Origin of the sequence: Pseudomonas sp. JBR1 (assembly GCF_028198185.1) — a bacterium.
Classification (GTDB): domain Bacteria; phylum Pseudomonadota; class Gammaproteobacteria; order Pseudomonadales; family Pseudomonadaceae; genus Chryseomonas; species Chryseomonas oryzihabitans_E.
Window position 1 is genome coordinate 1282767 of sequence record NZ_CP116340.1, and the last position, 22538, is coordinate 1305304.

General features: G+C 65.5%; 21 protein-coding genes. 6 read left to right on the forward strand and 15 right to left on the reverse strand.

Features of this window, described 5'->3' with window-relative positions; genetic code table 11:
* Positions 1 to 4: 4 nt before the first annotated feature.
* The 7 genes from PJ259_RS06135 to edd form a co-directional block, all read right to left on the reverse strand.
* Positions 5 to 835, reverse strand: a complete 831-nt coding sequence (locus PJ259_RS06135) for a carbohydrate ABC transporter permease (protein ID WP_058772994.1) — start codon at positions 833 to 835, stop codon at positions 5 to 7.
* A complete protein-coding gene (locus tag PJ259_RS06140) occupies positions 828 to 1745 on the reverse strand; it encodes a carbohydrate ABC transporter permease (RefSeq protein ID WP_271655129.1) in 918 nt (305 codons plus the stop codon). The genes PJ259_RS06135 and PJ259_RS06140 overlap by 8 nt, the downstream gene beginning before the upstream one ends.
* A gap of 141 nt (positions 1746 to 1886) precedes the next feature.
* A complete protein-coding gene (locus PJ259_RS06145) occupies positions 1887 to 3149 on the reverse strand; it encodes an ABC transporter substrate-binding protein (RefSeq protein ID WP_271655130.1) in 1263 nt (420 codons plus the stop codon).
* Positions 3150 to 3433: 284 nt separating this feature from the next.
* Positions 3434 to 4882 carry an ATP-binding protein gene (locus tag PJ259_RS06150; protein WP_271655131.1) on the reverse strand — a complete coding sequence of 483 codons (1449 nt, stop codon included), beginning with the start codon at positions 4880 to 4882 and terminating at the stop codon, positions 3434 to 3436.
* Positions 4872 to 5612: a response regulator gene (locus PJ259_RS06155; protein ID WP_059315196.1), complete on the reverse strand. Its 741-nt coding sequence runs from the start codon at positions 5610 to 5612 to the stop codon at positions 4872 to 4874. Before PJ259_RS06155 ends, PJ259_RS06150 begins: the two co-directional genes overlap by 11 nt.
* 104 nt (positions 5613 to 5716) lie before the next feature.
* Positions 5717 to 6694, reverse strand: coding sequence for a glucokinase (locus tag PJ259_RS06160; protein ID WP_007158679.1), 978 nt, complete (start codon positions 6692 to 6694; stop codon positions 5717 to 5719).
* The gene (gene edd, locus PJ259_RS06165) at positions 6691 to 8520 is read right to left on the reverse strand and encodes a phosphogluconate dehydratase (protein ID WP_271655132.1); all 1830 of its coding nucleotides are present in this window, start codon (positions 8518 to 8520) and stop codon (positions 6691 to 6693) included. The genes PJ259_RS06160 and edd overlap by 4 nt, the downstream gene beginning before the upstream one ends.
* A 136-nt stretch (positions 8521 to 8656) precedes the next feature.
* On the opposite strand from edd, the gene gap reads away from it, so the two are divergent.
* The gene (gene gap, locus PJ259_RS06170; RefSeq protein ID WP_271655133.1) at positions 8657 to 9661 is read left to right on the forward strand and encodes a type I glyceraldehyde-3-phosphate dehydrogenase; all 1005 of its coding nucleotides are present in this window, start codon (positions 8657 to 8659) and stop codon (positions 9659 to 9661) included.
* 655 nt (positions 9662 to 10316) lie between these two features.
* Here the strand turns inward: gap and scpB are convergent.
* Positions 10317 to 11060, reverse strand: a complete 744-nt coding sequence (gene scpB / locus PJ259_RS06175) for an SMC-Scp complex subunit ScpB (RefSeq protein ID WP_271655134.1) — start codon at positions 11058 to 11060, stop codon at positions 10317 to 10319.
* A 137-nt stretch (positions 11061 to 11197) separates the two neighbouring features.
* Between scpB and PJ259_RS06180 the strand changes: the two genes are divergently transcribed.
* Both PJ259_RS06180 and PJ259_RS06185 read left to right on the forward strand, forming a co-directional pair.
* Complete coding sequence (locus PJ259_RS06180; RefSeq protein ID WP_271655135.1) at positions 11198 to 12184, forward strand: GlxA family transcriptional regulator; 987 nt, start codon at positions 11198 to 11200, stop codon at positions 12182 to 12184.
* A 64-nt stretch (positions 12185 to 12248) separates the two neighbouring features.
* Positions 12249 to 12398 carry a DUF1272 domain-containing protein gene (locus PJ259_RS06185; RefSeq protein ID WP_442964891.1) on the forward strand — a complete coding sequence of 50 codons (150 nt, stop codon included), beginning with the start codon at positions 12249 to 12251 and terminating at the stop codon, positions 12396 to 12398.
* A 388-nt stretch (positions 12399 to 12786) separates the two neighbouring features.
* Here PJ259_RS06185 and PJ259_RS06190 read toward each other — a convergent pair whose 3' ends face one another.
* Genes PJ259_RS06190 through PJ259_RS06210 form a run of 5 tightly spaced genes read right to left on the reverse strand, consistent with a single transcriptional unit; the run spans position 12787 to position 16681 of the window.
* Positions 12787 to 13698, reverse strand: a complete 912-nt coding sequence (locus PJ259_RS06190) for a bestrophin family protein (protein ID WP_271655136.1) — start codon at positions 13696 to 13698, stop codon at positions 12787 to 12789.
* Entirely contained in the window at positions 13695 to 14177 is a 483-nt protein-coding gene (locus PJ259_RS06195; RefSeq protein ID WP_271655137.1) for a GNAT family N-acetyltransferase, read from the reverse strand. The genes PJ259_RS06190 and PJ259_RS06195 overlap by 4 nt, the downstream gene beginning before the upstream one ends.
* Before the next feature lie 50 nt (positions 14178 to 14227).
* Complete coding sequence (locus tag PJ259_RS06200) at positions 14228 to 14752, reverse strand: chromate transporter (protein ID WP_271655138.1); 525 nt, start codon at positions 14750 to 14752, stop codon at positions 14228 to 14230.
* Positions 14749 to 15300 carry a chromate transporter gene (locus PJ259_RS06205; RefSeq protein ID WP_271655139.1) on the reverse strand — a complete coding sequence of 184 codons (552 nt, stop codon included), beginning with the start codon at positions 15298 to 15300 and terminating at the stop codon, positions 14749 to 14751. Before PJ259_RS06205 ends, PJ259_RS06200 begins: the two co-directional genes overlap by 4 nt.
* 13 nt (positions 15301 to 15313) lie before the next feature.
* Positions 15314 to 16681 (reverse strand): GntT/GntP/DsdX family permease, encoded by a 1368-nt coding sequence (locus PJ259_RS06210; protein ID WP_271655140.1) that lies wholly within the window; start codon positions 16679 to 16681, stop codon positions 15314 to 15316.
* 196 nt (positions 16682 to 16877) lie between these two features.
* On the opposite strand from PJ259_RS06210, the gene PJ259_RS06215 reads away from it, so the two are divergent.
* Together PJ259_RS06215 and PJ259_RS06220 are read left to right on the forward strand one after the other, a co-directional pair.
* Positions 16878 to 17510: a cyclodeaminase/cyclohydrolase family protein gene (locus PJ259_RS06215; protein ID WP_059315206.1), complete on the forward strand. Its 633-nt coding sequence runs from the start codon at positions 16878 to 16880 to the stop codon at positions 17508 to 17510.
* A gap of 5 nt (positions 17511 to 17515) precedes the next feature.
* Positions 17516 to 18769 carry a DUF2254 domain-containing protein gene (locus tag PJ259_RS06220; RefSeq protein ID WP_059315207.1) on the forward strand — a complete coding sequence of 418 codons (1254 nt, stop codon included), beginning with the start codon at positions 17516 to 17518 and terminating at the stop codon, positions 18767 to 18769.
* A 10-nt stretch (positions 18770 to 18779) separates the two neighbouring features.
* On the opposite strand, the gene PJ259_RS06225 is transcribed toward PJ259_RS06220, so the two are convergent.
* Positions 18780 to 19718, reverse strand: a complete 939-nt coding sequence (locus tag PJ259_RS06225) for a cation diffusion facilitator family transporter (RefSeq protein ID WP_271655141.1) — start codon at positions 19716 to 19718, stop codon at positions 18780 to 18782.
* Between the two features lie 228 nt (positions 19719 to 19946).
* Here PJ259_RS06225 and PJ259_RS06230 point away from each other — a divergent pair, with 228 nt between their 5' ends.
* Positions 19947 to 21653, forward strand: coding sequence for an amidase (locus PJ259_RS06230; RefSeq protein ID WP_271655142.1), 1707 nt, complete (start codon positions 19947 to 19949; stop codon positions 21651 to 21653).
* A 106-nt stretch (positions 21654 to 21759) separates the two neighbouring features.
* Here PJ259_RS06230 and PJ259_RS06235 read toward each other — a convergent pair whose 3' ends face one another.
* A complete protein-coding gene (locus PJ259_RS06235; protein ID WP_271655143.1) occupies positions 21760 to 22398 on the reverse strand; it encodes a TetR/AcrR family transcriptional regulator in 639 nt (212 codons plus the stop codon).
* Positions 22399 to 22538 lie beyond the last annotated feature (140 nt).

Sequence of the window (22538 nt, forward strand, 5' to 3'; positions counted from 1 at the left end):
TTCCTTATCCTTTGACCACGCCCGAGGTCAGGCCCCGGACGAAATACTTGCCAGCGAAGATGTAGACCAGCAGGGTCGGAAGCGCGGCGATCATGGCGGCGGCCATGTCGACGTTGTATTCCTTGGCACCGGTGCTGGTGTTGACCAGGTTGTTCAAGGCCACGGTGATGGGCTGTGACGAGCCGCTGGCGAACACCACGCCAAACAGGAAGTCGTTCCACACCTGGGTGAACTGCCAGATCAGGCTGACCATGACGATGGGCGTGGACAGCGGCAGCAGGATCTTGAAGAAGATGGTGAAGAAGCCCGCCCCATCCAGCCGCGCCGCCTTGATCAGGGCGTCGGGAATGCCCACGTAGTAGTTGCGAAAGAACAGCGTGGTGAAGGCCAGGCCGTAGATCACGTGCACCAGCACCAGGCCGGCGGTGGTGTTGGCCAGGCCCAGCTGGCCGAGGGTGAAGGACATCGGCAGCAGGATCACCTGGAAGGGAATGAAGCAGCCGAACAGCAACAGGCTGAACAACAGGTTCGAGCCGCGGAACTGCCACTTCGACAGGGCGTAGCCGTTGAGCGCGCCGATGAAGGTGGAGATGAGCACCGCTGGGACGGTGATCATGAAGGAGTTCCAGAAGTAGCTGTGCACCACGTCCCAGGCCTTGAGCCAGCCGATCACCGTCCAGTCCAGGGGCAGGCTCAGCAGGTTACCGGTACGGACATCGTCCGGGGTCTTGAAGCTGGTCAGCAGCATCACCAGCAGCGGCACCAGATAAACCGCGCAGGCGATGATCAGGGTGGCGTGGATGGCCACGCGATTGACGTTCAGAGCCTTAGCCATTTCGCTTGCTCCGCAATTCCGAGTAGAGGTAGGGCACTAGCACCGCCAGCACCGCGCCAAGCATCAGCACCGCACTGGCCGAACCCAGGCCCATCTGGCCGCGGGTGAAGGTGTGCTGATACATGAACACCGCCGGCAGGTCCGAGGCGTAGCCGGGGCCGCCCGCGGTCATGGCCATGACCAGGTCGAAGCTCTTGATGGCGATGTGGGCGAGGATCATCACCGCACTGAAGAACACCGGTCGCAGGCTCGGCAGGACGATGCGCAGGTAAATGGTGGGCAGCCCTGCCCCGTCGACCTGGGCGGCGCGCAGGATGGAGGAATCCACACCACGCAGACCAGCGAGAAACATGGCCATGACGAAACCCGAGGCCTGCCAGAGGGCGGCGATCAACAGGCAGTAGATGACCCGGTCGGGATCCACCAGCCAGTCGAAGCGAAAGCCTTCCCAGCCCCAGTCGCGCAGCAGCTTGTCCAAGCCCATGCCGGGGTTGAGCAGCCATTTCCAGGCGGTACCGGTAACGATCATCGACAGCGCCATGGGGTAGAGATAGATGGTGCGGATGAAGCCTTCGCGGCGGATGCGCTGGTCCAGCAGGATGGCGAAGAAGACGCCGATGGCCAGGCTTAGCAGAATGAACAGGCCGCCGAAGATCGCCAGGTTCTTGCAGGCAACCAGCCAGCGGTCGTTCTCCAGCAGCCGCGCGTATTGGGCGAAACCGGCGAAATTGTAGCTGGGCAGGAAGCGCGAATTGGTAAAGGAGATCACCGCCGTCCACAACATGTAGCCATAGAGGCAGACGACCATGGCGATGGCCGTGGGCGCCAGCACCAGCTTGGGCAGCAGGCGCTGCAGCCGGTCCGGACGCCGGGTGACCGTCGTCGCGGGAAGAGTTTCGGTAAGAGCCATGGAGGCATTCTCAGGGGTGGTATTATCTTGGCGTCAGGCAGTTGGATGATCGCGGCCATGGGCCGCTCCTACAGCCGATGGTTGGCCTGTAGGAGCGGCCTACGGCCGCGATAAACAATCCTCACCGATGGCTGTTTGCGCTTACTTCGCGGCCTGGATGGCGGCGACCAGTTGCTCGGTAGCCTTCTTCGGATCGGCGTTGGCGTCGTTGAAGAAGTTGGTCACCACGTCGAAGATCGCGCCCTGCACGTAGCTGGTGTTGGCCATGCTGTGCGCCATGCTCGGCTCGGCCTTGCCATCGGCGTTGGCCGCCTGGAAGTCCTTGGCGGACTGCTGGGCGCAGCTGTCGAACTTGGCCAGGTCGATGTCGTTACGCACCGGGATGGAGCCCTTGTTGAGGTTGAACACCTCCTGGAAGGGCTTGTCGATGACGGTGCGTACCAGGTCGTCCTGGGCCTTCTGGTTGTCCTTGTTCTTGATCTTGAACATGGCCAGGGAGTCGATGTTGTAGATGAAGTCGCCCTGGGTGCCTGGCATGACCACGCATTCATAGTCGACGCCCGGCTTCTTGCCAGCAGCGGTGAATTCCGCCTTGGCCCAGTCGCCCATGATCTGCATGCCTGCCTTGCCCTCGATGACCATGGCGGTGGCCAGGTTCCAGTCGCGACCGGCGGCGTTGGGATCGACGTAGCCCTTGATGCGCTTGAAGGTCTTGAAGACCTCGACCATCTTGTCGCTGCGGATGGTGTCGGCATCGGTCTGCACGAAGACCTTGTCGTAGCCTTCCGGGCCCATGATGGCCATGACCAGGGATTCGAAGATGGTGCCGTCCTGCCAGTTCTGGCCACCGTGGGCCAGGGGTACGACGCCAGCGGCCTTCAGCTTGTCGGCGGCTTCGAAGAATTCGTCCAGGGTGGTGGGGACCTTGGCGCCGGCCTTCTTGAAGACGGCGGGGTTGATCCACAGCCAGTTGATGCGGTGGATGCCGGCCGGCACCGCGACGTACTCGCCATCATGCTGCATGGTCTGGGCCACGCGCTTGGGCAGGATGGTGTCCCAGTTACCCTGTTTGGCGATGTCGCTGATGTTGGCCAGGAAGCCCATGCTGGCCCATTCCTGGATGTCGGGGCCTTTCAGCTGGGCAGCGGACGGCGGGTTGCCGGACACGGCGCGGGTCTTGAGCACGGTCATGGCGGCTTCACCAGCGCCACCGGCCACGGCGAAGTCCTTCCAGGTATCGCCCTGCTTCTGCATCAGCTGCTTGAGAACATCGACAGCGCGAGCCTCGCCACCGGAGGTCCACCAGTGCAGCACCTCGACCTCACCGGCATGGGCGGTCAGGGGGGCGACGACGGCGGCGCAGGAAAGGGAAACGGCGAGAGCGAGACGATTCAACGCATTCATGGGGGGTCGTTCCTTGTTGTTTTTTTATTGGAGCTGGGCCGAGTCTAGTCAGACGACTGCGGCCGTGGGTAACGAAGGGAAGGAGTTTTGTCACGGACTGGTGACATAGCGGCCGACCAGTGTCTAGCGTGGTGTTTCAGAGTTCGAGCAAGAATTGACAGGTGATTCTTTTGCTTAGGCCAGGCGCCGCGACGAGTCCTAACAGCGCCATGGCAGGTAGTGGCAACGCCACCTGGGCAAAAAAAGCGCCACCAGATTGTGCGGTCGGCTTCTGGACCACCACACTAGCTACGAGGTAGCGTCAGGGTCACCCGCAGACCACCCTCGCGGCGATTGCGCAGCTCTACCTCGCCGCCATGGGCGTGGGCCAGGTTGCGGGCGATGCCCAGGCCAAGGCCGTAACCATGGCGATCGGTAGCCAGTCTTACATGGGGCTGAAAGACCTGCTCCAGCTCCTGCTCCGGCACGCCAGGCCCCTCGTCGTCGACATGCAGGACAAAGACATGGCCGTCGTCTTCCACCTGCAGGTGGGCGCGATAGCCGTACTTGAGGGCGTTGTCCAGCAGGTTGCCGATGCAGCGCTTGAGCGCCAGGGGCTTGCCCAACAAAGTGCCCTGGGCCTCGCCGGTGAGACGGACCCGCGGCGGCTGCTCCTGGGTGAAGGGCTCCACCAGTTGCAGCAGCAGTGCCTGGAGATCGACCGGCTCCAGATTCTCGTGGATGTCGGTGTCCTTGACGCACTGCAGGGCGCCCTTGACCAGCAGGTCCAGCTCATCCAGGTCACGCACCAGCTTGGCCTGCATCGCCTCGTCGTCCACCAACTCGGCGCGCAGGCGTAGCCGCGTGATGGGGGTGCGCAGGTCGTGAGAGATGGCGCTGAACAGCTGGGCACGCTCGTCCAGGTAGCGGGCGATGCGTTCACGCATGGCATTGAAGGCGCGGGTGACCTCGCGGATCTCCTGGGCGCCCTCCTCCCGCACCGGCGGCGTATGGACCTCCAGCGACAGCTCCCGTGCGGCGCGCGACAGGCGTTTGAGCGGGCGACTCTGCCAGCGGATCAGCAGGCCGATGAACAGCAGCAGGAAGGCGCTGCTGAAGACCATGAACAGCAGCTGCTGCAGGGGCAGCCAGGATTCGTCCAGGCTGTAGTAAGGCGCCGGCATTAGGGTCGCCAGGTACACCCACTCCCCTTCGCCGATGCGGATCTGGGTCACCAGCACCGGTGGCTCCAGCGGTTCCAGGCTTAGCGCATAGTGCGCCCAGGAGCGCGGCAGGTCGTCGAGCGCCACCGCGCCGTTGAACAGGCGCAGCTGTTGCGGGCCGATGAATTCCACGTACATGGGCATGGCGGCGCCCAGGCGCTCACGCAGCACCGTTTCGACCTCCTGCAGCACCGCGCGACGCCCCGGGGTCGCCGGCAACGCCTGCATGGTCAGCGGCTTTTCGTTCAGGGAGACGAAGAAGCGCGTGCCGCCCATGTTGCGCAGTTGTTCCAGCACCAGCGGGCGATAGGCCGGTGGCAGCAGACTGAAATAGCGCACGCTGGCGGCGATGGAGTAGCCCAGGCTGCGAGCGGCGGTCTGCAGGCCCTGGTTGCGATCGCTGCGCAGGGCGGCCGACCAGAACAATGCCGAGGCGCCCTGGGCCAGGAGTACGGCCAGCAGGGTCAGGAGCAGCATGCGCGCCAGCAGGGAACGTGGCACCAACCGAGTGAGTGAACCGCTACACCGCATCGGCGACCAGCCCGCTGACCTCGGCGGCGAGCAAATACCCGGAACCCCGCACGGTGCGGATCAGCCGCGGCGACTTGCCGGTATCCCGCAGACGCTGGCGCAGGCGACTCACCGCCATGTCGACGATGCGCTCCAGCGGCAGCACCTCGCGCCCACGGGTGGCATTGGCGATGGTGTCGCGGTCGAGGATCTGCTGGGGATGATCGAGAAACAGCTTGAGCAGGGTGAAATCGGCGCCGGACAGGATGACCTCCTCGCCGTCGCGGTGAAACAGCCGATGGCTGACCGGATCCAGGCGCCAGTCGTCGAAGGTCAGCAGACCCGTAGCCACCGGACGCGTTTCGCCAAAGCCGGCGCGGCGCAGCAGCGCCTTGATGCGCGCCAGCAGTTCGCGAGGGCTGAAGGGCTTGCCCAGGTAGTCGTCGGCGCCCAGTTCCAGGCCGATGACCCGATCGGCCTCGTCTGAGCTGGCGGTGAGCATGATGATGGGCACCTGGCGGCAGCTCGATTGCTCGCGCATCCAGCGGCAGAGGGCGAAGCCGTCTTCGCCGGGAAGCATGACGTCGAGGATCAGCAGGTCGGGGACGAAGTCACCCAGCGCCCGGCGCAACTCGCGGCCATCGCCAACGGTACGCACCAGATAGCCGGCACGGGTGAGATAGGTGTCGAGAAGCTCACGGATTTCCCCGTCGTCGTCGACGATCAGGAGAGATTTGCCCAGGGTGGACATGGCGATGTTCGCTCTTGTTGTTCTGGCCAGAGGCCAGCTACCGGTAGTGCCGGCAGCATACCGGGGCCGGGCGACCTTGAGTAGTCGCCCGGCCCCGGGGTGGATCAGGCCTGCCGTGCCTCGGCGATGGTCTGGTCCAGGGCGACGCCGGCACCGAACAGCCCCGGATATTCGGCTGTCACCAGCCAGGCCGGGATGTCCTTGAGGTAGGCACTGCTGGTCTTGCCCTTGTCAGCGAAGGCATGGGCGAAGGCCCCGCTCTGGAAGCGCTCGACGAAGCGCGGCAGGATGCCGCCGGCGATGTAGACGCCACCCAGCGCGCCCAGGGTCAGGGCCGCGTTACCGGCGACCCGTGCCAGCCAGATGAAGAACTGCTCCAGCACCGCGTCGGCATAGGGATCGCCCTTGAGCGCCAGCTCGCAGATGTCCGCCGCGCTGTGCAGGGCGGCGGTACGGCCGTCCAGCTCGCAGCTCGCATGATAGAGGTTGACCAGGCCGCTGCCGGACACCACGCGCTCAGCGGAGACGTGATTGCCGAACTGGCGCTTGAGGATCTTCCAGATATCGAATTCACGCTGGGTGTTGATCGGCAGATCGACGTGACCGCCCTCGCTCGGCAGCACGATCCAGCGATCCTTGCCACTGGGCACCAGGCTGGCGAGACCCAGGCCGGTGCCAGGGCCGATCACCAGGCGCGGACGGGTCGGCAAGGCGATGCCGTCACGGACCTGTACGGAGTCAGCCGGATCCAGGCGGGCGATGGCCCAGGCCATGGACGTGAAGTCATTGATCAACAGCAGATGGGTCAGACCCAGCTCGCGGCAGAACTGCTCGCGCTTGATCACCCAGTGGTTGTTGGTGAAGCGGAAGTCACCCTCGCCTACCGGACCCGCGCAGGCGAGGCACACGGCAGTGATGTCATCCAACGCCACGCCGGTCTGCGCCAGGTACTTGCGTACTGCGTCTTCCGGACAGGCGTAATCCGCACAGGCGAAGACCTCGATGGCCTCCAGGCGACCGTCGCGCCACAGGGCGAAGCGGGCATTGGTGCCCCCGATGTCGCCAACCAAAGCCAAACTCATTTCAGCGCCTCCAGGCTGGAAGTGAATGCACTGGCACCCGATTCAGCCGTGCTCATGGCGCCGCGCATGAAGGCGAACAACTCACGACCACAGCCTACCCCGGTGCCCTGGGGCGCTTCGACCGCCTGGCGGGCCATCCATTCGTCCGCCGGGACCAGAATCGTCAGTTCCCCGGTACGCCCATCGACGCGGATGAGATCACCGTCACAGACCTTGGCCAGCGGACCGCCATCGATGGCTTCCGGACAGACGTGAATCGCCGCCGGAACCTTGCCCGAGGCGCCGGACATGCGGCCGTCGGTGACCAGAGCCACCTTGTAACCACGGTCCTGCAACACACCAAGATAGGGAGTGAGCTTGTGCAGCTCGGGCATGCCCAGGGCCTTGGGTCCCTGGAAGCGTACCACCGCGACGAAATCCTGCTCCAGTTGGCCGGCCTTGAAGGCCTCTGCCAATTCGCTCTGGTCGTGGAAGACGCGCGCCGGCGCTTCCACCAGCTGGTGCTTGGGCGCCACGGCCGACACCTTCATGACGCCGCGGCCGAGGTTGCCCTGCATGACGCGCAGGCCACCCTCTTCGTTGAACGGGCGGCTGGCCGGACGCAGGATGTCTTCGTCCAGGCTCTCGGCGCGCCCGGTACGCCATTCCAGCTTGCCGTCCACCAGGAAGGGCTCCTGCAGGTAGCGCGACAGACCGTGGCCCATGATGGTGTTGACGTCTTCGTGCAGCAGCCCGGCTTCGAGCAGGGTGTGCACCATGAAGTTGACGCCACCGGCGGCGTGGAAATGGTTCACATCGGCCTTGCCGTTGGGATAGACCTGCGCCAGGGTCGGGGTGACCGCCGAGATCTCGGCCATGTCGTCCCAGGTAAGCTGGATGCCGGCGGCCTGGGCGATGGCCGGGATGTGCAGGGTATGATTGGTCGAGCCACCGGTGGCGCTCAGGGCGACCACGGAGTTGACGATGGACTTCTCATCGACGATCTCGCCCAGCGGCATGAAGTTGCCGCCCTGGTGAGTGATGCGGGTCACCTGGCGCGCCGCCTCGCGGGTGAGTTCGTCACGCAGCGGGGTGTAGGGATTGACGAAGGAAGAGCCCGGCAGGTGCAGGCCCATCACTTCCATCACCACCTGGTTGGTGTTGGCGGTGCCATAGAAGGTGCAGGTACCGGGGCTGTGGTAGGACTTCATCTCCGATTCCAGCAGCTCTTCGCGGGTGGCCTTGCCCTCGGCGAAGGCCTGGCGCACGCGTGCCTTCTCCTTGTTGGAGATGCCCGATGGCATGGGGCCGCCAGGGACGAAGATCATCGGCAGATGGCCGAAGCGCAGCGCGCCGATCATCAGGCCGGGAATGATCTTGTCGCAGATGCCCAGCAGCAGCGCCGCGTCGAACATGTTGTGCGACAGGGCCACCGCAGTGGACATGGCGATGACTTCACGACTCGCCAGGCTCAGCTCCATGCCGGCCTCACCCTGGGTCACGCCGTCGCACATGGCCGGCACGCCACCGGCGAACTGACCGACGGAGCCGATCTCGCGCAGGGCCTGTTTGATCAGCTCCGGGTAGTGCTCGTAGGGCTGATGAGCCGACAACATGTCGTTGTAGCTGGAAACGATGGCGACGTTGGCCTGGTCCATCAAACGGAGGCGCTGCTTATCCGTCGAGGATCCACACCCGGCGACGCCATGGGCGAAATTGGCGCATTGCAGCTTGCCGCGCTGCGGACCGTCGCTGGCGGCGGCCCGGATCATGGCGAGGTAACGCTCACGGGTCGGACGACTGCGTTCCACCAACCGCTGTGTGACTTCGAGGACGCGAGGATGCATGGTTTCGATTCTCCACCGGGCTAAATTTGTTGTTATTTAAAACATTCACAGCCAAATTGGCGCTATTATTCCGCTTAGCACGCGTCATGTGTAATGTTTTTTACAACAAAACCCAGCTATCGCGAGGTTTCTCTCAATGAGTATTCGTATTGCCATCAATGGTTTTGGACGCATCGGCCGCAACGTGCTGCGGGCGCTGTATACCGAAGGCTATCGCCAGGACCTGGAGGTCGTTGCGATCAACGACCTGGGCGACGCCGCCATCAATGCGCATCTCCTACAGTATGACAGCGTTCATGACCGCTTCCCTGCCGAGGTGTCCGTCGAGGGCGACAAGCTGGTGGTCAATGGCGACCGCATCGCCGTGACGGCCATCCGCAACCCGGCCGAGCTGCCGTGGAAGGACCTGAAGGTCGATGTGGTGTTCGAATGCACCGGTCTCTTCACCAGCCGCGACAAGGCCGCTGCCCATCTGGAAGCCGGCGCCTCCAAGGTGATCATCTCGGCACCGGGCAAAGAGGTAGACGCCACCATCGTTTATGGCGTCAACGACAACATCCTGCGTCAGTCGCACCAGATCATCTCCAACGCCTCCTGCACCACCAACTGCCTGGCGCCCGTCGCCCAGGTGCTGCAGCGCGAGCTGGGCATCGAGAATGGTCTGATGACCACCATCCATGCCTACACAAACGACCAGAACCTGTCGGACGTCTATCACTCCGACCCCTTCCGGGCGCGTTCGGCCACCCAGTCGATGATTCCGACCAAGACCGGTGCCGCCGAGGCTGTGGGCCTGGTATTGCCGGAGCTGCAAGGCAAGTTTAGCGGCATGGCGGTGCGCGTACCGACCATCAACGTGTCGCTGGTCGATTTGACCATCCTGACCGCCAAGGAAACCGACGCCAAGACCATCAACGCCTTCATGAAGGCGGCGGCCGAAGCCTCGCCGGTGCTGGGCTATAACGAAAAGCCGCTGGTCTCCATCGACTTCAACCACAACCGCCTGTCGTCGATCTTCGACGCCAACCACACCAAGGTGAGCGGCAAGCTGGTGAAGATCATGGCCTGGTACGACAACGAGTGGGGCTTCTCCAACCGTATGCTCGATACCTGCAAGGCGCTGGTCAACGCACCGGCCTGAGGTCTGTAGGACCTGATGGAAAAAAGCGCCTTCGGGCGCTTTTTTCGTTTTCAGTTGCGGCAAGGTCTGCCACAGATGTGGCGGCTCCTTCGGGGAGTTCCGAAGATAAGGGCAACTGTCTTTATCGCGGCCATGGGCCGCTCCTACAGAAGATCCGGCTGCTGTAGGAACGGTCGCTACGGCGCACCGCCATGCCCGCGATACGCATCAGATAACTGGAAAACCGTAGCGTGGAAAACGGCGCAGCCTTTTCCGCTTGGGCATTCACCCTGAGCGCGCCCTCACCCCGGCCCTCTCCCCGAGGGAGAGGGGGTTATTCGAGCGAGGGATGACCTTCCGCAGTCAGGGGAGCACCGTAGCGTGGAAAACGGCGCAGCCTTTTCCGCTTGGCATTCATCGTGAAGCGTGCCCTCACCCCAACCTTCTCCCCGAGGGAGAGGGGGTTATTCGAGCGAGGGGTGATCTTCCGCAGTCAGGGGAGCACCGTAGCGTGGAAAACGGCGCAGCCTTTTCCGCTTGGCATTCATCGTGAAGCGTGCCCTCACCCAACCCTCTTCCTGAGGGAGGGAACTGTTCGAGCGAGGGGGTCCTTCCGCGGAAGGGGCGGTTCAGCGCGTAGGTCGGGTTGAGCAGCGCGAAGCCCAACAGGCCTGACTCAACCCTCATCCTCCTCGTCCGCCGCCTGGCGCAGGTCGTCGAAATCGGTCTTGAGACCGGTTTCCATGGCGTCCAGCTCGGTAAGCAGGGTGCGGAAGCTGGTGCGCTCGGGAATCACCAGGGTGTCCTCTTCTTCCTCCGGCTCCCCTACCCCCAGCGCCGCCAGGCTCAGCTCGGGGTCTTCCAGCACCGAGGCCGGCTCGGGTTCCAGCTGGCGGACCTCGGCCAGGGGCGGCAGCTGATCGAGGCTGCGCAGGTCGAAGTAGTCGAGAAAGGTCTTGGTGGTGGCGAACATGGCCGGACGGCCGGGCACGTCGCGATAGCCCACCACACGGATCCAGTCGCGCTCCAGCAGCGTCTTGACGATCTGGCTGTTGACCGCCACGCCGCGCACCTCTTCGATCTCGCCACGGGTGATCGGCTGGCGATAGGCGATCAGCGCCAAGGTCTCGAGCATGGCCCGGGAATAGCGCGGCGGGCGCTCCTCCCAGAGGCGTCCGACCCAGGGCGCGTACTTCTCGCGTACCTGCAGGCGGTAGCCGGAGGCCACTTCCTTGAGTTCGAAGCCGCGCTTGCGACAGGAGCCGCCGAGCACGGCGAGGCCGGCGCGCAGATGCGCGGGCTCGGGGCGTTCGTACTCTTCGAAGAGTTCGGCCAGGCGCTCCAGGGTCAGGGGTCGACCGGCAGCGAGCAGGATGGCTTCCAGCAGGGGCGCCAGTTGCTTGGGATCGGTGTAGTTCATGGGCGGCGATGATAAGGCCGGGCGCGGGTCACGCCAAATCCAACCTGCCACCGGATGGCAAGATCCGTGGGGTCCTTGACCTTGTCGCCTACATGGACGCCAAGGCATGCTTGCCAAATCGCTACGGAGAGCCATCCATGCCGCTGATCGCTGCGCTGCTCTACCCCGACGTCATGAGCCTGGACGTCACCGGCCCGCTGCAGGTATTTGCCTCGGCCAACCTGGAACGGGAACGCCAGGGCCTGTCCGCCTACTATCAGCTGCGCCTACTGGGTGCCGCCGAAGGCTTGGTCAGGACGTCAGCCGGCATCGGCATCCAGGCCGAACAGGGCTGGTACGACCTGGACGCGGATGAAGTGGACACCCTGCTTATTCCTGGTGGCATAGGCATCGAGGCGCTGCGCCGGGATGCCGGCCTGCAGGCCTGGCTGCGCGACCTGGAACCCCGGGTGCGACGGGTCGGCTCAGTGTGTTCCGGCGCCCTGCTCCTGGCCAGTGCCGGTCTGCTGGACGGCCGCCGTGCCACCACCCACTGGGCCTATGTCGACGAGCTCGCGGCCTTTCCTGCCATCGAGGTCCAGGGCGACCGATTGCACACCTATGACCCGCTGGGGCGTGATGGCGACCCCCATGTCTTCACCTCGGCGGGCGTCACCGCCGGCATCGACCTGGCCCTGGCGCTGGTGGAGGCCGATCTCGGGCGTCCCCTGGCTCTGGCAGTGGCGCGCCGGTTGGTGATGTTTCTGCGGCGCCCCGGCGGCCAGGCGCAATTCAGTGCCTGCCTGGCGCCCGATCCGGGGCGGACGCCGCGCCTGGCGGCCCTGCTCGACTGGATTCCTGGGCACCTGGGTGAAGACCTCGGACTGGAACGCCTGGCCGAACGCGCCCATATGGCGCCCCGCACCCTGTCGCGGCTGTTCAGTCGCGAAGTGGGCATGGGCCCGGGCCGCTATGTCGAGCAGGTCCGGCTGGAGACCGCGCGAGTACTGCTGCAGGACGGCCAGGCCTCCATCGCCACGGTCTCACGCCTGTGTGGCTTCGGTCATCCGGAAAATCTCCGGCGCACCTTTCACAAACACCTGGCGGTCAGCCCCCAGGACTATGCGGCACGCTTCGGCGCCTGAACCGGGAGAGACAGCCATGCTGGAAATGCGGACGTCATGTGAACACTGCGCCAAGGCCCTGTCGATGGAAAGCAAGGGCGCGGTGATCTGCTCCTATGAATGCACCTTTTGCGTGGCGTGCGCGGCTGGGCCGCTGCAGGAGCAGTGTCCGAATTGTCGCGGGGAGTTGGTCAGGCGTCCGCGGCGGAGAGCGAAAGAAGCTCAAGACACCTGACGGCAAGGCAAGGCGCGGCCATGGCCAGGGTGATCCGCCGATGCGGCCACCCTGAGGCAGACTTCTTATCGCGGCCATGGGCCGCTCCTACAGATACACCTCTGCTGTAGGAGCGGCCCATGGCCGCGATCGCATCAACGCGAATCTTCGCGCCTTCACCGCAACGTGTCCGAATTGTCGCGGGGAGTTGGTCAGGCGTCCGCGGCGGAGAGCGAAAGAAGCTCAAGACGCCTGACGGCAAGGCAAGGCGCGGCCATGGCCAGGGTGATCCGCCGATGCGGCCACCCTGAGGCAGACTCTGATCGCGGCCATGGGCCGCTCCTACAGATACACCTCTGCTGTAGGAGCGGCCCATGGCCGCGATCGCATCAACGCGAATCTTCGCGCCTTACCGCAACAACCCCTCCTCCGCCCGGATCGGCTCGGGGGTGGGCTCGCCCAGCAGATCCAGCACGGCGATTTCCAGACCACGACTCAAGGCGTCCAGCGGCAAATGGTTGGGCTGGGTGCCGAAAGGGTCGGCGATCTGGTCGCCCAGGGCGTCCAGGCCGAAGAAGGTATAGGCCAGCACCAGCACCGCCAGGGGCGTGAACCAGCCCAGGCTGTCCACCAGACAGAACGGCAGCAGGAAGCAATAGACGTGCACCACCCGGTGCAGCATCAGGATGTAGGGATAGGGAATGGGGGTCTGGCGGATGCGCTCGCAGCCGCTGAGCACCGTGGTCAACCGGTCCAGCTGGTTATCGACGTTGGCGATCAGCGGGTCACCGAGCCCTTCCTGTCGCGCGCGGGCAACCAGCGTCGTGCCAAGTCGGCGGATCAGCGCACTGGGTCGGTGAGGGGCCGCGAGCAGGGTTTGCTCCCCCGCCAGCACGCGCTGCAGATCGGCAGACGGTGCTTCCCGGCGCAGGTGATCACGCAGCGCATAACCGAAGGCCAATAGCGGAGCCAGCAGCTGGCGGCGCTCGGCCGCGTTCAGGCCGGGTAGCAGGGTTTCGACCTGGCGCGCCAGATTGCGTCCGGCGATCAGCAGCTCGCCCCACAGGCCGCGCGCCTCCCAGAAGCGCTGGTAGGCCGTGGTGTTGCGAAAGCCGAGGAAGATCGCCAGGGTCAGACCCCAGAGGGTCAGCGGCGTGGTGGTCAGGCCGAAGTCGAAGCGGAGGATGACGCCATGGCTGAGGGTCACCGCCAGGCTCAGCACCACCACGTAGAGGAGCTTGCGCCAGATGGCCTGGACGATGGACCCGCGTACCGTGAACAGCAGTTCGCGCAGCGAAGGATTCTGGGGACGGGTGATCACTGGCAAGGCCTTGGCAGTCTGAGATGAATCAGCGCCACCCGCTCATCGGCAACCGAACGTCGCTCTTCGATGGCATAGGGGGTGAAGCCCAAGGTTTGGTAGAGCAGTAGCCCCGCTACGTTTGCGTTGAAACAGGAAAGAACCACTTCACGAGCGCCGTGCGTCTCGAACGCGCGCTCTATCATCATCTTCAGCAGGTAACGTCCGACCCCCTGCCCCCGGTAGGCGGGATCAACGACGGCATTGCCAATCGCATACACCTCATCCGCCCACCTGCAGAAGTTGGAAAATCCCACCACTCGCCCACCCGCCACCACGACGCGGCTGTCGCGACGCTCCGCGATGGCGGCCTGCAACTGAACCGGGGTGAGCGGGAAGTGGGCCCGGGGAAACCAGAACATCAGCTCCGTGGGGTTTTTGGAGAATTCGCATAGGGCGGGCAGGTCACTGTCCTGGACCGGCCGATGGCTTAGCTGCAAGGTGATGTCCTCGGGTCGATGGCTAGACGATCTTGCCCAGCTTTTTTGGCTTAGCTACCAAACACTATCCCGACCAGTGTCCCGCCGGCCAGCAGCCACAGCGGATGCCAGCGGGTAAATAGCGACCCCAGAGCACCCGCCGCCAGGATCAGCACCCACAGCGGCGTGGTGGCCACGCTCACGCCCACCAGCCAGGCACTGGCGGCTACCAGGCCAACGGTGACCGGCACCAGTCCGGCCTGCAGATGGCGACGCCAGGGGCGGTCGGCGAAGCGCTGCCAGAGGTGCAGCACGCCCAACGTCAGCAGCGAGGACGGCACGAACTTGGCCAGGGAGGTCACCAGCAGACCTGGCCAGCCGGCTACGTGCCAGCCGATCAGCGGCACGATCATCAGGTTGGGACCGGGCGCCGCCTGGGCCAGGGCGAACAGGGCGGCAAAGTCGGCGACGCTCATCCAGCCGTGCACCGTCACCACCTGGCGCTGCATCTCCGGCAACACCGAGTTGCCACCGCCGAAGGCCAGCAGCGAGAGCTGGGTAAAGATCAACGCCAGCGCCAGCAGGGTCGCGCTCATAGGCCCTGCCGATAGCTGAGCAGGACGCTGATCGGGGTGAGCACCAGCATGGTCCAGAGCAGCGGCAGCTTTAGCAGCGCCAAGGCGAGGAAGGCCAGCCCGGCAATGCCCAGCGCCAGCCAGCGACCGCGCAAGGGCTGAATGAGCTTGACCGCCATGGCTACCAGCAGGCCCGCGGCCGCGGCCGCAAGACCGGCGAAAGCGCGGCCCACCAGGGGGTCGTCATGGTAGCGGTCGTAGAGCACGCCCAGGCCGACCACCACCAGCGTCGGCCCTACCAGCAGTCCGGCGGCAGCGGCCAAGGCGCCGCTCCAGCCGGCGAATCTCATGCCTACCGCCACCGAGAGATTGATGATGTTACCGCCCGGCAGGAACTGACAGAGCCCTAGCAGCTCGGTGAACTCCTCCGCCGACAGCCAGCGGCGCTTCTCCACCAGGTAGCGCCGCGCCAGCGGCAACACCCCACCGAAGGCCGTGATGCCCAGGCCGAAGAAGCCGAGGAAGAGATCGCGGCGTCGCGGCCGGTTCAAGGAGGAGTCGTTATCCATGGGCAGGTGTTCGTCAGATCCAGAGCGACAACAATAGCGTACCCGCAAGGCCGGTGACGGAAACCAGGGTCTGCAGCACCGACCAGACCCACAGCGTCTGTTTGAGCTCCAGACCGAAGTATTCACGCACCATCCAGAAACCGGCATCGTTGACGTGGCAGAAGAACACCGAGCCGGCGCCGATGGCCAGGGCGATCAGCGAGGCCTGGGGACCGGCGAGCCCTGCCACTACCGGCGCCAGGATACCGGCCGTGGTGGTAGTGGCGACCGTTGCCGAGCCGGTCGCCTGGCGCAGGGCCACGGCGATCAGCCAGGCCAGCAGGATGTAGGGCAGATGGGCGCCCTCGGCCACCTTGGCCACCGTATGGCTGACGCCGGCGTCGAGCAGGGTCTGCTTGAGGCCGCCGCCGGCGCCGATGGTGAGCAGCAAGGCCGCGATGGGCGCCAGGCTCTTGCGCAGCACCCCGCCGACCCGCTCGCGGGGCATGCCGCTGCCCCAACCGAGCAGCACGGTGGCGGCCAGTACCGCGAGACCGAGGGCGATCAAGGGTTCGCCGAGAAATTTCAGGCCTTCCGCCAGACCGCTGTGCGGGTCGAGGGCGACCTTGGCGAAGGTACTGCCCAGCATCAGCAGCACTGGCAGCAGGATCACCAGCAGTGACAGACCAAAGCCCGGCTGGTGCGCGCTCTGGTCACGGGCGCTGAACAGCTCGCCCAGCGCGGCTGGCGGTTCGATCGCCATGCGTCGCGACAGCCAGCCGCCATACAGCGGCCCGGCCAGGATCACCGCCGGGATGGCGATCACCAGCCCCAGCAGCATGGTCAGGCCGAGATCCGCATGCAGCGCCCCCACCGCGATCAGCGGACCGGGGTGTGGCGGCAACAGGGCATGCAGGGTGGTCATGCCCGCCAGCGCCGGAATGGCGATGCGCAACAGCGGCTGGCCCGAGCGCTGCGCCATGACGAAGATGATGGGCACCATCAGCACCAGGCCGACTTCGAAGAACAGCGGCAAGCCGATCACCATGGCCACCAGGGCCATCACCCAGGGCAGGCTGCGGCCCTTGCCCAGCCCCAGCAGGGTGCTGGCGATGCGATCGGCGGCGCCCGATTCGGCCATCACGGCACCCAGCATCGAGCCCAGGGCGATGATGATACCGGCCTCGCCCAGGATGCTGCCGGCGCCCTTGCTGAAGGCCTTGGCGACGGCCTCGGCCGGCAGCCCTGCGCCCAGGCCGGCGATGAAGGTGCCGATGAGAATGGACAGAAAGGGCGGCAGCCGGATGACGGCGATGAGGAGGACAATGGCCAGGATGGCGGCCAGGCAACAGAAGATCAGCCGGGTGTCATGGGCGACCCAGGCGAGCGCAGCAGGATCCACATCAAGCTCCTTGTAACTTATTGTTTCAAGCCCACCATACCTGAAGGCCCCTCGCCAGTACGACAGGAATCGAACGATGGCGGCCCGGGGACCGGTCGCTTATTGCACTTAGCCAGCGAACCTCGGCCGTTTCGGACGATCCTATTAGCGGTCGGTCATGACCGATTCCCTTACCCTTTGCTTGCAGGCGGTTGGCATGAACGAAACCTCTACTCTCTGGCAGCAGACCCTCGCCCAATTCCGCGACGGTACCGGCTCTACCCTGCCAACCCCTGGTAGCGGCGCGGTGGCCGGTGTGGCGGCGTCCCTGGGTGTGGCGCTGATTCTCAAGGGCCTCAAGCTCAGCCAGCAGCGCCAGCCCGTGACCCGCCATGCCGAATTGATCGCCCTGGGCGAGCGGCTGCAGGAAGCCCTGAGCACCTGCGCCGACGCCGATGTCCAGGCCTTCGCCAACTACCTGGAAGCCGATCGCCAGGCCAGCGGTGCCACCGAAGAAGGCGAGCGCCGCAAGCAGGCGCTCAACCTGGCAGCGGCCAATGCCGTGCAGATTCCCATCGCTACCGCCCAGTTGTGCCTGGAAGCGCTGGACCTCGCGGTCACTGCCACGCCCCTCACCATCGAACCGCTGCGCAGCGATGCCCTGGCCGGTGGCCGGTTGCTGCACGGCGCCCTCGGTGCGGTGCTGACCACCGTCGATGCCGATCGCAATGGGCTGAAATCCGGTGACGCCCGCGAAGCCGCCCGGCAGATGCGCGACAAACTCCAGCAACAGGCTGACCAGCGCCTCGCTCAGCTGCGCGCCACTCCCGTTCCCCAGACCATGGGCTGAGGCAGGTGCTAGCTCGACTGGGCTGGGTCCTGCGCGGCCTGCAGCGCCGCCTGTGGTTTCGCGCCACGCTCTTCTCGGTCGCCGGCGTGGCGACCGCCCTCCTCGCCCTGCTGCTGCGCGACCACATTCCGGCCGGCCTGCCGACCAAGGTCGGTGCCGATGCCGTCGACAAGATCCTCACCATCATCGCCAGCAGCATGCTGGCGGTGACCACCTTCTCGCTGAGCACCATGGTGACGGCCTACAACGCCGCCGCCAGCAGCGTGACGCCCCGCGCCTATCCACTGCTGCTCGAAGACAGCACCACGCAAAACGCCCTGGCTACCTTTCTCGGTTCCTTCCTGTTCAGCCTGGTGGGCATCATCGCCCTGAGTACCGGGCTCTATGGCGACAACGGCCGCGTGGTGCTTTTCACCGTGACCCTGGTGGTGATCCTGCTGATCGTCTTCACGCTCCTGCGCTGGATCGATCATCTCTCGCGTCTGGGCCAGCTGGATGCCACCAGCGACAGTATCGAAGCCGCCGCCCAGCACAGCCTGAAGCGCTGGCTGGCGAATCCCTATCTCGGCGGTCGCGCGGCGCCGGTCGACGAACCTCCGCCCGGCCGACCGGTAATGGCCGATCGCACGGGTTACTTGCAACGGGTGGACATGTCGCTGCTGGCCGACCTCTGCGGCAAGAAGGGCCGCCTGCGTCTGGCCGCCCTGCCAGGCGCCTTTCTCGATCCGGCGCAGCCGCTGCTCTGGATCGAAGGCCTGCCGCCCGACAAGGACGACCAGCTACGGACGGCCTTCAGCCTGGATGCGCGGCGTGTACATGACCAGGATCCGCGCTTCGGGCTCACGGTCCTGGGCGAGATCGCCACCGGGGCCCTGGTGCCGTCGCGCAGCGACTCGGGCACCGCCATCGCCATCCTAGGCCGTGCCCAACGGTTGCTGACCGAACTCACCGTCGCCCGCGACCCGGTCGAGCCTCGCTATCCGCAGATCGAGGTGCCGGAACTGTCGCTGGACGACCTGTTCGACGATTTCTTCCTGCCCGTGGGCCGCGACGCCGCGCCCCTGGTGGAGGTGGGCATGCGCCTGCAGAAGTCACTCGCCCGCCTGGCGGTTCAGGGCGATGCGCGCATCAGGCGCGAGTGCCTGCGGCATTCCCGCCTGGCCCTCTCCCGGGCGGAGGCCAGTCTCGGCCAGGCCGAGGACCGCGTCGTCCTCCAGCAGCTTGCGGCGGACGTCGAGCGCCTGTGCACCCCGCGATAGCCAGGCGGCGCTAGCGCGACCAGGCCGGATCGGTGGTGAAGGCGATGGTCAGCCAGCGATCCGGGCCTTCGCCACCGATGGCCTCGCCGATCTGGTCACGGATGGCGTCCCACTCGTCCAGGGTCTTGGCCGGCCAGCCAACCGGCACGATGAAGTACAGCTCGATCTGCCGCGCCCGTCCGACCTTGGCCACATAGGCACGGTAGTCGAGGAAACCGAACTGCGCGACCATCCCGCGAGCCACCTCATCGACCTGCTGCTTGAGCTGCGGCGGAGTCACCATGAGGATCTCGGCGAAGGCCTGCCAGACGGTCTTGAAGGGAACGGGGATGATCAGCACGCAGATGATCGACAGCACCATGGGGTCGATATAGGGCGTGATCCAGGCATAGGCCGTCCCCTGGGCCAGGGCGCCAATCAGGAAGGCCAGCACCAGGGCCGCGGAAATGCTGCCCGACATGATCCAGCTCTTGATGTCGAGTTTGAGGAAGTCGGACTGGATCTGCCGATTCATACGCAGCTCCAGCGCCGCCACGCCGTAGCAGACCAGCGCGGCCACCAGCGCATAGAGCAGTGCCACGCCGAATTCCAGCTCCTTGCCGCCACTCATCAGGCTGATGATCGAATTGACCAGCGCATAGCAGGCGACGATGCACAGCACGCTGCCGTTCAGGGCCAGCACCATGGGCTCCAGGTGCCAGAAGCCCATGTTGAAACGCTCGGCGAGCTTGCGATCACCCTCCAGCTCCAGGCCGTGTCGATGGATGAGCATGGCCACCAGCAGGGCCATGCCGCTCATGAGCGCATCGATCAGCGAGTAGAAGCCATCGAAGACGATGGCGTAGGAGCCGGAATGCACCCCGAAGGCGATGCCCACCAGCGCGACGAGCACCGTGGCGAAGATGGAGCAGCGCAGGACCGTCCGCTCGTTGTATAGGCGTTGCAGCATCATTGACTCCAAGGAAAGGGATCGGCCCGGCAGCGGCGAACCCCGGCAATCCCTCCCATGATAGAGCTCGACCGGCCGCCCCGCATGGGCGGTCCGGCAAGGCGTCCATGCGTGTACGCAATCAGAACCCCGCAAGCTTCGGGTGTACACTGCATCGGTGCTTTTTTCTTCCGGGATGGCTGTCAGCAGCCGTTCCCGTATAGCGGAATCCTCAACGGCGACCCCACCATGATCGAAGTTACCGAACGCTCCATCGCCGAGTTGCGTCGCGCACTCGAAACCGGCCAGACCACTGCGGTGCAGCTGGTCGAGGCCTACCTGGCCCGTATCGATGCCTACGACCCCCCCACCAGCGCCACCGCGCTCAATGCCGTGGTGGTGCGCAATCCCGACGCCCTGGCCGAAGCCGCCGAGTCCGACCGCCGCCGCGCCCGGGGTGAGAGCCTGGGGCCGCTGGATGGCATCCCCTACACCGCCAAGGACAGCTATCTGGTGAAGGGGCTGACCGCCGCCTCCGGCAGTCCGGCGTTCAAGGACCTGGTCGCCCAGCGCGACGCCTTCACCATCGAACGGCTGCGCGCCGCTGGCGCCATCTGCCTGGGCAAGACCAACATGCCGCCCATGGCCAACGGCGGCATGCAGCGTGGCGTCTACGGGCGCGCCGAAAGCCCCTACAACGCCGGCTACCTCACCGCGCCCTTCGCCTCCGGCTCGTCCAACGGCGCCGGTACCGCCACCGCGGCCAGCTTCGCCGCCTTCGGCCTGGCCGAGGAAACCTGGTCCAGCGGACGCGGGCCAGCCTCCAACAATGGTCTCTGCGCCTATACCCCTTCGCGCGGGGTCATCTCGGTGCGCGGCAACTGGCCGCTGACGCCGACCATGGACGTGGTGGTGCCCTATGCCCGCACCATGGCCGATCTGCTGGAAGTGCTCGACGTGGTGGTGGCGGACGATCCCGATACCTCCGGCGACCTCTGGCGCCTGCAGCCCTGGGTGCCACTGCCCAAGGCCTCGGAGGTCCGCCCGGCCCGCTATGGCGACCTCGCCGTCGATACCAGCGCCCTGGCCGGCAAGCGCCTTGGCGTGCCGCGCATGTTCATCAACCGTGATCCGGACGCCGGCACCAGCGAGAATCCTGGCATCGGCGGCCCAACCGGTCAGCGCATCCATACCCGCGATTCGGTCATCGCGCTCTGGGAACAGGCGCGCGCGGCCCTGGAAGCGGCCGGCGCCACGGTGGTCGAGGTGGATTTCCCCCTGGTCTCCAACTGCGAAGGCGACCGTCCCGGCGCGCCGACGGTGTTCAACCGCGGCATCGTTTCCCAGGCGTTTCTCCATGATGAACTCTGGGATCTCTCCGCCTGGGGGTTCGACACCTTCCTGCGCGACAACAACGACCCCAACCTGAACCGGCTGGTGGACGTCGAAGGCGAGCTGATCTTCCCTCATGAACCCGGCACCCTGCCCAATCGCGAGGGCGACCTGGCCGCCGGGATGGCCGAGTACGTGCGCATGGCCGAGCGAGGTCTGAAAGCCTGGGACGAGATCGCCACCCTTGCCGACGGCCTGCGCGGTCTGGAACACACGCGCAGGATCGACCTGGAGGACTGGCTGCAGGCCCAGGGCCTGGACGCCGTGCTCTTCCCCACCGTGGCCGACGTGGCGCCCGCCGATGCCGAGATCAATCCCGTCTCCGCTGACATCGCCTGGAGCAACGGCGTCTGGGTCGCCAATGGCAACCTCGCCATTCGCCACCTGGGCGTACCGACCGTCACCGTGCCCATGGGCGTGATGAGCGACATCGGCATGCCGGTGGGCCTGACCTTTGCCGGGCGGGCCTATGACGACTCGAATCTCCTCAGGCTCGCCGCCGCCTACGAGGCCACCGGTTCGAAGCGAGTGGTGCCGCCACGGACGCCGCCGCTGGTGGGATGAGGGTGCGGGTGTCGTCTCTCCCAGGGGCGACACGAGGCAGCTATGACATTGACCAGGAGCGCCTAAGCCGGTCGACCAGAGGCATCCGCCTGATCCGCAACGGCCATCAGGCGTCTGGTCGAGCTGTTGCGGTCGAGCGCGCGTTGCCATCCCATAGCGTCATCACCTGGGCGATGGCGCCCTCGATGACGGCCAACGCCACCCCATCCCGCGCCATGGGTGAGATGCCCAGCAGCAAGCCTTCGAACACTGTCGCCAGGGCCCGGGCGTCGGTGCCTTCCGCGAGGTCGCCACGGGCGATACCGCGGCTGACGCACGCCAACAGGCCCTTGCGGATCCGGGCGCGGGCTTCGCGCAGCGGCAGTGGAATGCTGGAGTCTTCTTCCGCATAGGAGCCCAGGGTGCCGAGCGCCACCAGGCAGCCCTTGGGCAACTGCTCGTCACACTGCATCCGCGCGGAACGCCCGAGGGCCGAGGCGATCGCCTCCCGGGGCGCCAGGGCCTCGTCGAACAGGGGATCGTTCACCCGGCCATGGGTTTCCATGTAGCGGGCGACCACCTCCTTGAACAGCGCCTCTTTCGAACCGAAGGCGGCGTAGAAGCTGGGCGCCGTGATACCGCCTCCAATCGCCGCCTTCAGCCGATTCAGCGAGGTGGCCTCATAGCCGTAGCGCCAGAACAGCAGCATGGCCTCGTCAATGGCCAGAGTACGATCGAACGACCGCGGACGTCCCAGTTGAGCCATAGCGAATCTCCTCTCTTGCCTGGTTTATATACTAACCGATATAAAAATCATTGACCACGCGAAGCCACGGCTGCTTAGATATGTACCGACCGATACATATCTAAGGAATCTTCCCGTGACCTCGACACCCGATCCCGAAC